15 protein-coding genes and 1 pseudogene are annotated in these 13,183 nt (G+C 70.2%); 7 read left to right on the forward strand and 9 right to left on the reverse strand.

Annotated features, from left to right (window positions below):
• Window positions 1-258: 258 nt before the first annotated feature.
• Window positions 259-459, forward strand: coding sequence for a Clp protease N-terminal domain-containing protein (locus ABD366_RS31855; protein ID WP_324772163.1), 201 nt, complete (start codon window positions 259-261; stop codon window positions 457-459).
• 10 nt (window positions 460-469) lie between these two features.
• Here the strand turns inward: ABD366_RS31855 and ABD366_RS31860 are convergent, their stop codons facing one another.
• Window positions 470-1,261 (reverse strand): ABC transporter permease, encoded by a 792-nt coding sequence (locus tag ABD366_RS31860; RefSeq protein WP_324772164.1) that lies wholly within the window; start codon window positions 1,259-1,261, stop codon window positions 470-472.
• On the reverse strand, window positions 1,258-2,286 hold the full coding sequence (locus ABD366_RS31865; protein WP_324772165.1) for an ATP-binding cassette domain-containing protein: 1,029 nt from the start codon (window positions 2,284-2,286) through the stop codon (window positions 1,258-1,260). Before ABD366_RS31865 ends, ABD366_RS31860 begins: the two co-directional genes overlap by 4 nt.
• Here ABD366_RS31865 and cas5 point away from each other — a divergent pair.
• Window positions 2,277-2,441 (forward strand): CRISPR-associated protein Cas5, encoded by a 165-nt coding sequence (cas5, locus tag ABD366_RS43590; RefSeq protein ID WP_411293806.1) that lies wholly within the window; start codon window positions 2,277-2,279, stop codon window positions 2,439-2,441. The two genes, ABD366_RS31865 and cas5, sit on opposite strands and share 10 nt — an antisense overlap.
• On the opposite strand, the gene ABD366_RS31870 is transcribed toward cas5, so the two are convergent.
• The 3 genes from ABD366_RS31870 to ABD366_RS31880 are packed head-to-tail and all read right to left on the reverse strand — an operon-like array spanning window position 2,376 to window position 3,383.
• Window positions 2,376-2,702, reverse strand: coding sequence for a DUF1048 domain-containing protein (locus ABD366_RS31870; RefSeq protein WP_324772166.1), 327 nt, complete (start codon window positions 2,700-2,702; stop codon window positions 2,376-2,378). The two genes, cas5 and ABD366_RS31870, sit on opposite strands and share 66 nt — an antisense overlap.
• Before the next feature lies 1 nt (window position 2,703).
• Window positions 2,704-3,060 carry a DUF1048 domain-containing protein gene (locus ABD366_RS31875; RefSeq protein WP_324772168.1) on the reverse strand — a complete coding sequence of 119 codons (357 nt, stop codon included), beginning with the start codon at window positions 3,058-3,060 and terminating at the stop codon, window positions 2,704-2,706.
• Window positions 3,057-3,383 (reverse strand): PadR family transcriptional regulator, encoded by a 327-nt coding sequence (locus ABD366_RS31880; protein WP_324772169.1) that lies wholly within the window; start codon window positions 3,381-3,383, stop codon window positions 3,057-3,059. The genes ABD366_RS31875 and ABD366_RS31880 overlap by 4 nt, the downstream gene beginning before the upstream one ends.
• Before the next feature lie 444 nt (window positions 3,384-3,827).
• Between ABD366_RS31880 and ABD366_RS31885 the strand changes: the two genes are divergently transcribed.
• Window positions 3,828-5,432 (forward strand): cellulase family glycosylhydrolase, encoded by a 1,605-nt coding sequence (locus ABD366_RS31885; RefSeq protein ID WP_324772177.1) that lies wholly within the window; start codon window positions 3,828-3,830, stop codon window positions 5,430-5,432.
• Window positions 5,433-5,563: 131 nt separating this feature from the next.
• Here ABD366_RS31885 and ABD366_RS31890 read toward each other — a convergent pair whose 3' ends face one another.
• Both ABD366_RS31890 and ABD366_RS31895 read right to left on the reverse strand, forming a co-directional pair.
• Window positions 5,564-6,688: an amidohydrolase family protein gene (locus tag ABD366_RS31890; protein ID WP_324772170.1), complete on the reverse strand. Its 1,125-nt coding sequence runs from the start codon at window positions 6,686-6,688 to the stop codon at window positions 5,564-5,566.
• On the reverse strand, window positions 6,685-7,272 hold the full coding sequence (locus tag ABD366_RS31895; RefSeq protein ID WP_324772171.1) for a nuclear transport factor 2 family protein: 588 nt from the start codon (window positions 7,270-7,272) through the stop codon (window positions 6,685-6,687). The genes ABD366_RS31890 and ABD366_RS31895 overlap by 4 nt, the downstream gene beginning before the upstream one ends.
• Window positions 7,273-7,379: 107 nt before the next feature.
• On the opposite strand from ABD366_RS31895, the gene ABD366_RS31900 reads away from it, so the two are divergent.
• Window positions 7,380-8,252 carry a LysR family transcriptional regulator gene (locus ABD366_RS31900; RefSeq protein WP_324772172.1) on the forward strand — a complete coding sequence of 291 codons (873 nt, stop codon included), beginning with the start codon at window positions 7,380-7,382 and terminating at the stop codon, window positions 8,250-8,252.
• A gap of 195 nt (window positions 8,253-8,447) precedes the next feature.
• Window positions 8,448-9,656, forward strand: a complete 1,209-nt coding sequence (fabV, locus tag ABD366_RS31905) for an enoyl-[acyl-carrier-protein] reductase FabV (protein WP_324772173.1) — start codon at window positions 8,448-8,450, stop codon at window positions 9,654-9,656.
• 190 nt (window positions 9,657-9,846) lie between these two features.
• Here fabV and ABD366_RS31910 read toward each other — a convergent pair.
• A pseudogene (locus ABD366_RS31910) lies at window positions 9,847-10,345 on the reverse strand (SDR family NAD(P)-dependent oxidoreductase); the annotation flags it as partial.
• A 112-nt stretch (window positions 10,346-10,457) separates the two neighbouring features.
• Here ABD366_RS31910 and ABD366_RS31915 point away from each other — a divergent pair.
• Window positions 10,458-10,679 (forward strand): hypothetical protein, encoded by a 222-nt coding sequence (locus ABD366_RS31915; RefSeq protein ID WP_324772174.1) that lies wholly within the window; start codon window positions 10,458-10,460, stop codon window positions 10,677-10,679.
• Between the two features lie 111 nt (window positions 10,680-10,790).
• On the opposite strand, the gene ABD366_RS31920 is transcribed toward ABD366_RS31915, so the two are convergent.
• Window positions 10,791-12,020 (reverse strand): hypothetical protein, encoded by a 1,230-nt coding sequence (locus tag ABD366_RS31920; protein WP_344442933.1) that lies wholly within the window; start codon window positions 12,018-12,020, stop codon window positions 10,791-10,793.
• Between the two features lie 240 nt (window positions 12,021-12,260).
• Between ABD366_RS31920 and ABD366_RS31925 the strand changes: the two genes are divergently transcribed.
• The gene (locus ABD366_RS31925; protein ID WP_324774241.1) at window positions 12,261-12,950 is read left to right on the forward strand and encodes a hypothetical protein; all 690 of its coding nucleotides are present in this window, start codon (window positions 12,261-12,263) and stop codon (window positions 12,948-12,950) included.
• Window positions 12,951-13,183 lie beyond the last annotated feature (233 nt).

Genomic DNA, 13,183 nt, shown 5'->3' on the forward strand with positions numbered 1-13,183 from the left:
AGCAGCAGACGCAGTTGTTTTGGGGCGGATCAATCGGCGGGACACATCAGTAAGCGTCGGTGGTAGCGATCGGGCAGGGTGGGTGGATGTCTGAGTCGTTCTTGCCCGGAGGCTTTGTCAATGCGGTTGTTCGTGTCGGGGAGACGGCGCGGCGTCCGGCCTCGGCTCGTACGGAGTTCGTGGGTGATCTGCTGAGGTTGCTGGAAACCAGGGGCTGGAGTGGTGCTCCGCGGTATCTCGGGGTGGACGGCGAAGGCCGTGAGGTCCTCGGTTGCGCCGTACTCCCGCAAGGCCATCGCCCTCGCCGAGGCGCGGTCCGAGCAGAGCGGCTCCGACCGCATCGACTGCCACGACCTGCTGATCGGCCTTGCCCGGGTCGGCCGCGGGGTCGCCGCCGACGTCCTGGCCGAGGCCGGTTTCGACCCGGCCGAGCTCGACGCCATACCTGCCGGCGCCTGAGTCCGTCCGCCTACTTCGGGTCGCGGTTGAACTGCGTGGTCGCCCAGCGGTACCCGAGCGCGCTCAGTCCGACGCACCAGGCGAGCGCGAGCCAGCCGTTGTTGCCGATCTCGGTGCCGAGGAGGAGGCCGCGCAGGGTTTCGATGGCGGGTGTGAAGGGCTGATACTCGGCGATCGGCCGGAACCAGCCGGGCATGGTGTCTGCCGGGATGAAGGCGCTGGAGATGAGGGGGAGGAGGATCAGCGGCATGGCCATGTTGCTGGCCGCCTCCGGGTTCGGACTGGCCAGCCCCATGCCGACCGCGATCCAGGTGAGCGCCAGCGCGAAGAGAACGATGAGCCCGAGTGCTGCCAGCCACTCCAGGGCGGTCGCATCCGTGGACCGGAATCCGATGGCCACGCCGAAGGCGCCGACGAGGACCACGCTCATGACGGATTGCAGCACGCCGCCGACGACATGCCCGACGAGTACTGACGGGCGGTGGACCGCCATGGTGCGAAAACGGGCGATGAGGCCCTCGGCCATGTCCATGGACACGTACACCGCGGATCCGATCACGGTGCTGCCGATGGTCATCAGGAGCAGGCCCGGGACGATGTAGGCGATGTAGTCGGAGCGGTCGGCGGCGGCGGCGCCTATACCTGTGCTCATCACGTCGCCGAAGATGTAGACGAAGAGCAGCAGCATCATGATCGGCGTGAGCAGCAGGTTGAGGGTCCCGGACGGGTAGCGGCGCGCGTGCAGCAGGTTGCGGCGCAGCATCGTGTTCGAGTCGCGTACGGCGAGAGCGAGGGAGCTCATCGGGCGTTCTCCTCGGGCTGGTCGGGAGCGTCGGCGCCGGCGGTCGCAGTGGGGCTGTCGGTCAGGGCGAAGAACACGTTGTCGAGGTCGGGGGTGTGCACGGTGAGCTCGTCCGCCTCGATGCCCGCGGCGTCCAACTGGTCGAGGACAGCGCGCAGTTCGCGCTGGCTCCCGTCGCTGGGAATGGACAGCGACAGCGCCTCGTCGTCCCGGGTGATCTCGCGCAGCGCGCCGGCGGCGGACCGGTACGCGGCCGGGTCGGTGAAGCGGAGCCTGACGTGCCCGCCGGGGATCATCCGCTTGAGTTCCTCGGCGGTGCCCTCGGCGGCGATGGTGCCGTCGTTCAACACCGCGATGCGGTCGGCGAGTTCGTCGGCCTCCTCCAAATACTGGGTGGTGAGGAAGACGGTGACGCCGTCGGTGACGAGGTCGCGGATGATGCCCCACATGGTGTGACGTGAGCGTGGGTCGAGGCCGGTGGTCGGCTCGTCGAGGAAGATGATCCGCGGGCTGCCGACCAGCGTCATCGCGAGGTCGAGGCGGCGCTTCATGCCGCCGGAGTAGGTGGACGCGGGCTTCTTCGCAGCCTCCACCAGGCCGAAACGGGCGAGGAGTTCGGCGGCGGCGCGCTTGCCCTCCTCCTTGGACAGGTGATGCAGGTCGGCCATGAGGAGCATGTTCTCCTCGCCGGTGATCAGTCCGTCGATGGCCGAGAACTGGCCGGTGACACCGATCACCGCACGGGCCGCCTGTGGGTCGGTGGCCAGGTCGTGCCCGCCGACGTGCAGGTCGCCGGCGTCGGCGGTGACGAGCGTGGAGAGGACCTTCACGGCGGTGGTCTTGCCCGCACCGTTCGGGCCGAGCAGTGCGAACACGGACCCGGCCGGGACGTGCAGATCTATGCCGCCGAGGACGAGCTTGTCTCCGTACGACTTGCGTAACCCGATCGCGGAGACGGCGGGGGCGACGGTCGGCGACGGAGGCCCGTCACCTTGCATGGATGTGGACATGACAGATGAAGGCATGGACTGCTTCCTTTCGAAACCGCACGTCAGCGGGCGAACGACCCGTGTATCCGGGCTACGGCTATGCCCACTCACGTGCGGTGAGGTGGTTACTTCCCGGCCGTACCGGGGTCATTGCCGAGGGACTCCTGATAGAGGTCCGCGTAGGTGCGTGAGTCTTTGATCAGGTCGTCGCAGAACGCGGCGACGTCGGTGCCGATGAGCTCCAGGACCCCCTTGCCCGCGGCGGCGCCCTCCTCGAAGAAGTCGACTACCCCGGGGAGCAGCGGCCCGTCCGGCAGGTCGATCGGGCCGACCTTGAACAGGTACTTCAGCATCTCCTTGTAGACGATCTGGTAGTCCGGCGGGAGCGCCTTGATCCGTGCGACGTGCGCCCGCCACTGCTTCTTGCCCTCGATGACGTCCCGGATGCCCACGTCAGCCTCCCAACCGGCTCAGTTTGCGTGCGACGTTCCTGTTCAACTGCGCGCGCCACCGGTCGCGGTAGGTCCGGGCACCTTCGCCGCCGGCCAGTGCCGTGCAGAAGCCCTGGATGTCGTCGCCGAGGACTTCCTGGATGCTCTGTCCGTCCGCCGCTGTCTCTTCGAGCAGCCCCAGAGCCGCGTCGAGGATCGGCATCAAGTTGCGCCCGGTGAAGTCCCCGTGGGGGAAGAGGTGGCCCTTGATCTGCTCCCACGCCGCCCGGTAATCGTCCGGCAGGGCCGCGGCCCGCGCTTCGAACGCCTTCCAGTCCCTGGTGAGATCGCTGCCTGTGATGGTTTCCCAGAAGTTCATCTCCCGCCCTCCCTGAGCCTGTCGATGCGTGATGAGACGTACTGCCATTTCGTCCAGAACTTCGCGAGTTCCTCGCGTCCGGCGTCGTTGAGTGCGTAGAACTTGCGCGGCGGGCCGACCCCGGAGGGCCGCTTCGTCACCTGGACGAGTTTGTTCCTCTCCAGCCGCAGCAGGATGGTGTAGACCGTCCCCTCGACGACGTCGGCGAAGCCGAGTTCGTTCAGCTGACGGGTGATGGCGTAGCCGTAGGTGTCCTCGCGGCCGATGATTTCGAGCACGCACCCTTCGAGCGTGCCTTTCAGCATCTCCGTCAGGTCGTCCATCCCGAGTCCTTCCCGGTCCCAGCGGTGGTACTGCGTAGTACCGAGTACCGGTACAACGTATCACCGAGTAGTGGAAGGCGCCAGCATCCGGCGCGCGAGGGGGGCGGGCTTCTCGGGCCGTGAAGCGGGAGGGGCGGGCTTCTGAGGCCGCGAAGCCAGAGGGGCGGGCTTCTCGGGCCGTAAAGCGAGAGGGGCGGGGCTGCTCCAACCCTGTCGTCCCCGACCGCTCCACCCCCGTCCCGACCGCACGGTCACCGCGCCGATCGCCAGTCGCGCCCACCCCACCCTCTTGACGTGCCCCTGTCGGCCCTGGCTATATGGGAGCGCTCCCATCAGCTCGTCGCGCCAACACCTTCCTCGCCCCTCACCCCCTCCGGAGCCACAGTGAGAAGAAGAAGTGCGACCACGAACAACCCCGCCACCGCGGTCAGCGCGGCCCTGGCCATGCTTCTCGGCCTGCTCGCCCTGGCCCCCTCCGCCCACGCCGGCCCTCCCGCCGCGCTGCGCCAGACGGCCGCGACCGGCCTGCACATCAGCGACGGCCGCCTCGTCGAAGGCAACGGCAACGACTTCGTCATGCGCGGCGTCAACCACGCCCACACCTGGTACCCGGGCCAGACCCAGTCGCTCGCCGACATCAAGGCGCTCGGCGCCAACAGTGTGCGCGTCGTCCTCTCCGACGGATACCGCTGGAGCCGCAACAGCCCGCAGGACGTGGCCGCCGTCGTCGCCGACTGCAAGGCCAACCGCCTGATCTGCGTCCTGGAGGTGCACGACACCACCGGCTATGGCGAGGACGCCGCCGCGGGCACGCTCGACCACGCCGCCGACTACTGGATCAGCCTCAAGGACGTCCTGGCCGGCGAAGAGGACTACGTCGTCATCAACATCGGCAACGAACCCTGGGGCAACACCGACCCGGCCGGCTGGACAGCCCCGACCATCGCCGCACTCCAGAAGCTGCGTACAGCTGGATTCGCGCACACGATCATGGTGGACGCGCCCAACTGGGGCCAGGACTGGCAGAACGTCATGAAGACCAACGCGCAGCAGGTCTACGACGCCGACCCGACCGGCAACCTCATCTTCTCGATCCACATGTACAGCGTCTACGACACGGCCCAGGAGATCACCGACTACCTCAAAGCCTTCGTCGACGCAGAACTGCCCATCCTGGTAGGGGAGTTCGGTGGACCGGCCGATCAGTGGGGCGACCCCGACGAGGACACCATGATGGCCACCGCCGAACAGCTCGACCTCGGCTATCTGGCCTGGTCCTGGAGCGGCAACACCGACCCCGTTCTCGACCTGGCGATCGGCTTCGACCCGGCGCAACTCAGCTCCTGGGGCGAACGCATCTTCCACGGTGCCAACGGCATCGCCCAGACCTCCCGCGAAGCCACGGTCTTCGGCTCCACCGCCCCCGACGCCCAGGCCCCCACGGCCCCCGGCGCCCCGACGGCCTCGGGCGTCTCAGCCACCTCGGCCACCCTGACCTGGCCCGCCGCCACGGACAACATCGGCGTCACCGGCTACGAAGTGGTCCGCGTCGCCGGCGCCACGGAAACCACCGTCGCCTCCACCACGACCACCAGGGTCACCGTCGAGTCGTTGACCCCCGCCACGGCGTACACCTTCGCCGTGTACGCCAAGGACGCGGCGGGCAACCGCTCCGCCCGCTCGGCCGCGGTCACCGTCACGACCGACAAGGACACCGGCACCCCGGGCGCGGGCTGCTCCGTCGGCTACCGCGTCGTCAACGCATGGCCGAGCGGCTTCCAGGGCGAGATCACCATCCGTAACACCGGCACCGGCGCCATCAACGGCTGGAACCTCGGCTTCGCCTTCTCGGCAGGCCAGACCATCAGCAACATGTGGGGCGGCACCCCGACCCAGAAGGGCGCCGACGTGACGGTCGCCGCCGCCTCGTACACCGCCACGATCCCCGTCGGCGGTACGGCCACGGTCGGTTTCACCGGCACCAGCTCCACCACCAACCCGGCCCCGACGACGTTCACCCTTAACGGCACCGCCTGCACCTCCCTGTGACGCACCACCTCGCCCCGGCCGACCGGCCGGGGCGAGGGAGCCGAACCCGGCGGGGCTCACACCGGCGGAGGGCGCCGCGCTCGCCCGTGCCACGCGGGTGTGCAGGGTGTGCTCCCCGATGGTGATCAGCTTTATCGTGTCGCCTCCGGCGCGGTGTGGTCGGCTGCGTCGACGCCGCCGCCGGTGATCCACACGCGCCGGATCGCGCGGGTCGCGTCGATGTCCGTGGTCGGTGTGCCCTCGACCAGCAGCAGGTCGGCGCGCAGCCCGGGGCGGACGGCGCCGCGGTCACCGAGGCCGAACGCCACGGCGGCTGTGCCGGTTGCGGCGCGCAGCGCCTCCGTCGGACGCAGCCCGGCCTCGACCAGAAGGCCGAGTTCGTCGTGCAGGCTGCTGCCGTACGGAACCGAGGCGTGGACGCCCGGCGCGTCGTTGGCGTCGGTCCCGGCCACGAGCACGGCGCCGGCGCGATGCAGCGCGCCGACCGCCGCACACGCGTTGTCGTAGCTCAGCCCCGGCACGGCAAGATGGGCGGCGGCGCCACGCATCATGGTCAGCGTGGGCACCACCACGCGGCCCGCGTCGACGATCGCCCGCACGGCGTCTTCGTCGAGGGCGGCGTCCAGAGGAGCGTGGGTGAGGACGTCGACCCCGGCCGCGGAGGCCAGCGCCACGGCGCCGGTGTTGCCGGCGTGTGCCACCACGCGCAGTCCCGAGGCATGCGCGGCCTGGACCGCGGCGCGCGCGGTCTCGCGTTCCAGGCCGCCCTCTCCGGGCCGTTCGAAGATCAGCTTCAGGTGGTCGATGCCCTCCTCCACCTGCGCGGCGACGCGTGAGCGCGCCTGGTCGGCGGTGGACACCAGGTTCTCTCGGGGGAAGGCGGGCATACGGGAGTGCGTGCCGGCGGGACCGGCCAGCGGGGCGCCGCTGCTGCGGAGGTCGCACCCGGCAGCGGCCGCCCGCAGTTCCTGTACGAAAGCCGGGGGCCAGGTCCCCATGTCCAACGCGGTGGTGACGCCCCATCGGGCGAGCTCTACCAGCTGCTGCGGTGAGCTGAAATGCACATGCGCGTCGATCAGGCCGGGCAGCAGCGTCGCGCCGGACCCGTCGACGTGTTCACCGACAGGGGCCGTGGCCGCCTGATCCGCAGGGGCGACCCGCGTGATCAACGCGCCTTCGAAGGTGACGTCGTAGCGGCCGTCGAGCAGGTCCGTGCCGTCGAAGACCGCGGCATCGGTGACGGTGGTCGTCGTCATGCGGACTCCGCCAGCCAGTCGAAGGCGGACCCCTTGATCTTCTCTTCCAGTGTGCTGCCCCTGGTGGCGAAGGTACGGGTCACCGGGAAGCCGCTGAGCTCCAACAGGTGGGCGAGGGCCGCGTACTCGCGCGGGTGCTTCGCCACCGCCGAACGGTCGACGTCCACCGGGCCGCGGGGGAAGGTGAAGCCGGCGAAGTCGTAGACGCTCTTGCGGTCGCAGATGCGCCAGACGCCGTCGCGGCGCTCCAGCCGGTCGATGAACCGGTTGTGGCCGTCGCAGCCCAGGTCGAGGCTGACGTTCTCGCCGATGATGACGGCATTGGTCTCGCTCACCGCACGGCTGCCGTCGCCGGAGAAGGTCACCACGGGTGCGGTGATCAGGTGCTTGGTGCGGAAGTCGGAGGCGCCCATACGCGCGGAAGCCTCGACGAAGTCGTGGGCCAGGCCTTCGAACCAGGTGATCTCGATCCGGGCGTCCAAGTGGAACAGATCCCGCAGGCGGTCCCACTGACCGTGGTCGCGATGGATCCAGCCGGTCATCAGGTCGGCGATGTCCTGGCGGTCCTGAAGTGTCGCTGTCATGCCTCCATGCTGCGACGCGATCGTCGATCGGTCCAACGGATGGATACGATGGATCAATCGTTTTCAGCGATGGTTCTTCGATGGCAGAGCTGCGAATGGAGTTACGAGTGGAACTTCGACACCTGCGCTACTTCGTGGCCGTCGCGGAGGAACGGCACTTCGGTCGGGCCGCGGTCAGGCTGCACGTCACGCAGTCCACGCTCAGCACTCAGGTGCAGGCGCTGGAGAAAGAAGTAGGGGGCCCGCTGTTCCGGCGCACCAGCCGGCGGGTGGAGCTCACCGAGGCGGGGGAGCTGATGCTGACCCACGCCCGCGTCACGCTCGCGCAGGCGGACCACACGGTGCAGGTCGCACGCAGGTCGATCGAGGGGAAGACCGGGCTGGTGCGGATCGGCTTCTCCGGTGTCGCCGTGCTGCAGGGCGTCCTCACCGCGGACATGCACGCGTTCCGGCGGACCCACCCCGGGACGGAGCTGTGCCTGACCGAGATACCCCCGGCCGAGCAGGTCAAGGCGGTGCGCGAAGGCACCCTGGACGTCGGCTACTGCCCGCGTCTGGGCCTCGGCGACACCGACGGCCTGACGCTGCGCAGCCGCGCCGCGACCACGCTCTCGGTCGCACTCCGCCAGGACCATGAACTGGCCGCTGCCGCCACCATCTCCGTTGCCGAGCTGGCCCGTTGGGATCTGGTGGTGTACGCGACCGAGGACGAGGAGGCGCAGGTGCTCGCCCAGCTCGGGCCGGCCGTCGGCCACCCCCGCTCCCGCGTCCACCCGGTCACCGGCACCCTGGGGGCGCTCGCCTTCGCCGCCGCCGGCGTGGGCGTGGCGGTCGTTCCCACCTCCACGACCCGCATCGACCTCCCGGATCTCACCTACCGTCCCCTCGACGACGCCTCCGGCCCGGACCTGCTGGTCGTCAGCAGGTCGGACGAGCTGTCAGGCGCTGTCCGCGCCTTCCTCGACCGGTCATGGGGTTGAGCGGCGAGAAGCACATGAGCAGACGCCAGATGCCGGCACACGTAGTGCCACAGACCTAGTGGGAACCCTCCAAGACCGGCTGAACATCGTTGTGCCGGGTCAGGATCGCTGTGTTCGTTCGTACGGCCGCAGACTTGCGGGAGGCCGCGGCGGTCGTCGCGGCCTTGTCCGTGACGACACCTGGGATATCGCACCGTGAGTGAACGCGTCATCGCGCCCAAGAACCGGGGCTTCCTGTTTCTCGACTCCCACCCCGGCGGCTGCGAGCAGCTGGTGGAGGAGATGTGGCGGGCCGTCCCCGCCCAGGCGCCCGCCGGGGGCGAAGGGCCGGTGGCTCTGATCATCGGTTCGTCCGCGGGCTACGGCCTGGCCGCCACGATCGCGGGCCTGGCCCGTGTCGGTATCCGTGGCATCGGCGTGTGCTTCGAGAAGGCGCCCGCGCGCCGCACCGGCACAGCCGGCTGGTATCGCACGGCCGCCACCGCCCGGCTCGCGCAACAGCACGGGCGGGACATGGTGTTCCTCAACGGCGACGCATTCAGCGACACGATGAAGGAGCAGGTCGCCGGCCTCCTGGCCGACCGGTTCGGGGGACGGCTCGACTACCTGATCTACTCAGTGGCCGCGCCTCGCCGCACCGACCCCGACACCGGCAACGTATACGCCTCGGTCCTCAAACCGGTCGGCTCACCGCACACCACGAAGACCCTCGTCTTCGATGAGCACGGCGTCCCGGAGGTCAAGAAGGTCACGACCGCGCCGGCCGAGGGCGACGACATCGAACAGACCGTGGCGGTGATGGGCGGCGCGGACTGGGAACGCTGGATCACATTCCTCGCCGACCGGTCCCTGCTCGCCGACGGTTTCACCACCGCCGCCCTGTCCTACATAGGCTCACCGCTCACCGCGGCGATCTACCGGCAGGGCACCATCGGTGCCGCGAAGGCCCATCTCGAAGCCACCGCACGCACGTTGGACGAACGCCTCGGCAAGACCGTCGGCGGCCGCGCCGTGACCTCGGTCAACGCGGCAGCCGTCACCCAGTCCTCCACCGCCATCCCCGGCATCGCCCTGTACGTGGGGCTGCTGCGCGGCGTCCTCGGCGACGCCATGGTGGCCCCGATCGGTCAACTGGTCCAGCTGTGGGACCAACTGACCGACGCCCGCCCGCTCGTCCTCGACGACGAGGGCCGACTCCGCCTCGACACCTGGGAACTCGACTCCGCCGCGCAGCAAGCGGTCGCCGACCGCTGGTCCACCGCCACCAGCGACACCATCAGCGACCTCGCCGACCTCGACTGGTTCAGCGGCGAAGTCCGCCGCCTCTACGGCTTCTCTGTCCCCGGCATCGACTACACCACCGCCGTCGAAACGGACGTCGCCTGGCCCACCCCGACCGCCTGATCTGCGCCGCCGCCCTGCGCTGCGCCGCACTGCTCTGTGCTGTCGGACGCCTGCGGAAACGCGGAGGTTTCCCGCCGTACTCGGGCCCGAAAGGCGCTACTGACCGCTGTCTCGGCCTGGTTGCCCCCCCTGTCCGCCTCCAGGCGGGCGCCGACGTTCGCACAGCGCCCATGATCTGTCCGGGTGGACCCTAGGCCCGCAGGTCCTTGCGGAAGACCGTGGAGCTGCGTCGGACCGTCATGCCCACCCGTAGATACAGGTCGAGTGCTCCGGTGTCCGAGTGCGTCCAGAGCGTGCAGGAACGTCGGCCTGCCCGGTGGAAGGCGCGGAAGGGGCCCCACTGACCACCGCCGTGGGCGGTGAGCCCGCCGTCGACGGGAATGTCGGCGCCGGTGATGAACGCGGCGGCGCCCGAGAGCAGGAACGCGACGAGCGCGGTGACGTCGTCGACGCTGCCCGTGCGCCTCAGCGGGGTCTCGCGCACGTTCGCCTCCCGAAAGGCGGAAGGCGGGGTCCGCGGAGGCGGACATCTCGGTGTCGATGAACCCGGGATGGATGGTGTTCACCCGGATCCCGCGCGGCCCGAGCTCCAGTGCCGCGGTGCGGGCCAGGCCACGAAGCGCCCATTTGCTGGAGGTAAAGGTGACCGGGTAGGGCGCGGTGAGCGCGGCAGAGGAGCCCACGTTGAGCCCTCAGTGGCCAATCAGCTCTGGACCGACCGCGGCTCCTCAGAGTCCGACCCCGGAGCCTCGAACCTCGCCGCCACCTGATGAAGGCGGACGACGTCAGCACCGATGGTTCATGTGGTTCTTCCTCGCGGTGCAGGCGGTCTTCCTGCTCTGGATCGTCCTGGGGGCACGCTCCGGTGGGCCTTCTGACTGCGGCACTCTGGACGCTCAGACCTGCAACGACGCCGCCAACGCGGGAACCGCTGTCGGTGTTGGACTGATCATCGTCCTCTGGACCGTCGTCGACATCATCCTCGGTATCACCTATGCCGTGGTCCGCCTCGCGCGCCGGTGAAGCAGCCGGCGGGTGACGATCCGAGTGCGCGCCAACCGCCTGGGAGTTTCAAGCTGGGCGGGCCTCCGCTCGCTTCGCCCCGTTTCCGAACTGAGGCCCGTAACGCTGTGATCAGGCGCGCGGGCCCGGGTCGGGGGCCGGTGTGCGCGGGGCGGCGACCGTCAGCGCCACGGCCAGCAGGGCGGCGAGCGCGGCGAGGACCGCCGCGAGGGCGGGGAGCGGCGCGGGGACGCCCGCGGGCTGCAGCACCTGCGAGAGCGAGCCGGAGCCGAGCCGGTCCTCGACGAGATGTCCGACGGCCAGCGCACCGGCCACCAAGACGCTCAACACGGCCGCGGAGAGCGAGCGGCTCAGGAGGAGCGCGAGGCCCGACGCGGCGCAGAGGGCGCTGACCCCGATCGCGGCGGCAATGCTGAAGGCGGACTCCTGCGACCAGTCCATCGGGAGGTGGGCCGCTGCGCAGAGCAGCATCAGCAGGCCCGCGGCGCGCCGCATCCACGTCTGGGGAGTGGTGGCGTTCTGCTTCTTCTTCTGCTGCGAGGCTTCCGTCTGCGTGGCGGGGGTCGGCTCGGCGGGCGGTGTGGCCGGCGCGGCCGGTGCGACCGGTGTGGATCGCAGCACGGGCGCACCGCCGCCCCTGTCCTCACCCAGGTTGCCGACGAGCTGCACCAGGTCCTCTACGGACCTGCCCGTGGCGGCGGCGTGCACCGCTTCGGCACTGCTGTGCGCCTCGTCCGGGAAAGAGGAGAGCAACTGGATGAGGCGGGTGACGTCCGGGACGGGCCGCTGTTCCGCGGCGTGCCGGATGGCCTCGTCCATGTGGTCCACGGGGTGCTCGGGCGGGCCGAGGAGTTCCACCAGCCGGGTGACGTCGTCAACGGAGCGGGCGACAGCGGCCAGACGGAGGACGGACGCGGCGGTCGGCGCACCGTCGGGTGTCTGCTCCAGGCGGGTCGCCAGATCGGCGATGTCCTCCAGGGGCCGCGTCATCACGGCGATGTGCAGGAGCTCCTCCACCGTCTCGGCCCCGGCGTCGGGGGCCGCCGCGGGGAACGGCGGAGCGGCGGGCTCAGCCGCGGGCGCGGGCGCGCGGGCAGGGGCGGGGGCGGGGGCGCCCCACTCCTGGGTCATGCCAAAGTCGATGTCGCGGGCGTGGTGCGGCGCCTCGTCCCGCGGCGCGTCGGTCGTGCCGCCGTCCGTTGCCTGCGGCCATGACGGCGGCCGGACAGGAAGCGGGGGCGGGGCGCCGAGCTGCGCAGTGCCCCAGTGGACCGGCTTCGCGACCAGAGGTTCGCCGGTCTCGGAAACCTCGGGCTCGGCAGAGAATGACTCAGCGGCCATCTTCGCATCTCCATTTCAGCGGGCGTCCTCTCCCCGCGCATGAGCGTCATTCCGTTGTATGCACGCTTCTTTCGCTCCGCCACTGGAGGCGCCGTGTGGACCGCCGTGTGGACCCGTCGGCGAGCCGCGCCTCCGCGACGGCGGGACACGAGCAGTTCCGACGGGGCGTGGCGGCGTCCTACAGGGAAGCGTGATCCGGGCAGGTGGGGGCAGTCGTGGCGGATGAGAGATGCGCGGGTCGTGCAGTTGGTCGAGCGGGCTGCGGCGGCGGGGGAGGAGGCGGGTCTGCCGCACCGCCTGTGCCAGGCGATGTGCGAGGGCTTGGGGATGGACGGAGCCTCGATGTCCCTGCTGACCCATACCGAGGCGCGTCAGTTGCTGTGTGCCAGCGGGGATGAGGCGCTGCGCCTGGAGGAGTTGCAGTTCGAGTCGCAGGAGGGGCCATGCATGGCGGCCTCCGAGTCCGGGATGCCCGTGGTGTGCCTGGACCCCGCCGAATACCTCACCCTGTGGCCGGTCTTCGGGTCCCGTCTGCGGGAGGAACTTCCCCGGGTGGCCCTTGTCCTCGCGGTGCCGCTCACACCCTCCGGCGCCAGAAAGCCGATCGGTGCGGTGGACTTGCTGCGGCACACTCCTTGGCGGCCGGGCGAGGACCCCGTACCCGAAGCCGTCGCGGCCGCCGAGGCCGTCGCCGACGTCCTGCTGCGCCGCGCGCTGCGGCACTTCGGCGGCGCGGAACCCCTTCCCTGGGAGCCGGCCGACATGATCGACGCCCACTGGGGCAGGACCCGCCGGGCCGCCGGGCGCCTGGCCGCCCGCCGCGACATCGCCATCCCGGACGCGCTGGCCCTGCTGCGGGCCCGCGCGTTCGCCACCGGCCGCCCCCTGCCGCAGGTGTGCGCCGACCTCTTCGACGAGCCGAGCGGCTGACCCGGCTCGTAGCGAGCAGCCGACCGGGCCCGGCTCGTAGCGAGCAGCCGACCGAACCCTGGTCGTAGGGTCGTAGCGGGCAGGCGACCAGGCCCGGGCGCGCGGCACCTGACTCCCGGGAGTAAACCCCGTAGACGCACCACCGCAGCGGACGTCGCCACGACGCGAGCGCGAACACTATGAACGTATCGATCAGGCTCTGGCCCCCCGACCACCGGCTCCCTAACATCGCA

The organism is Streptomyces kunmingensis, assembly GCF_039533535.1.
GTDB classification, from domain to species: domain Bacteria; phylum Actinomycetota; class Actinomycetes; order Streptomycetales; family Streptomycetaceae; genus Streptomyces; species Streptomyces kunmingensis.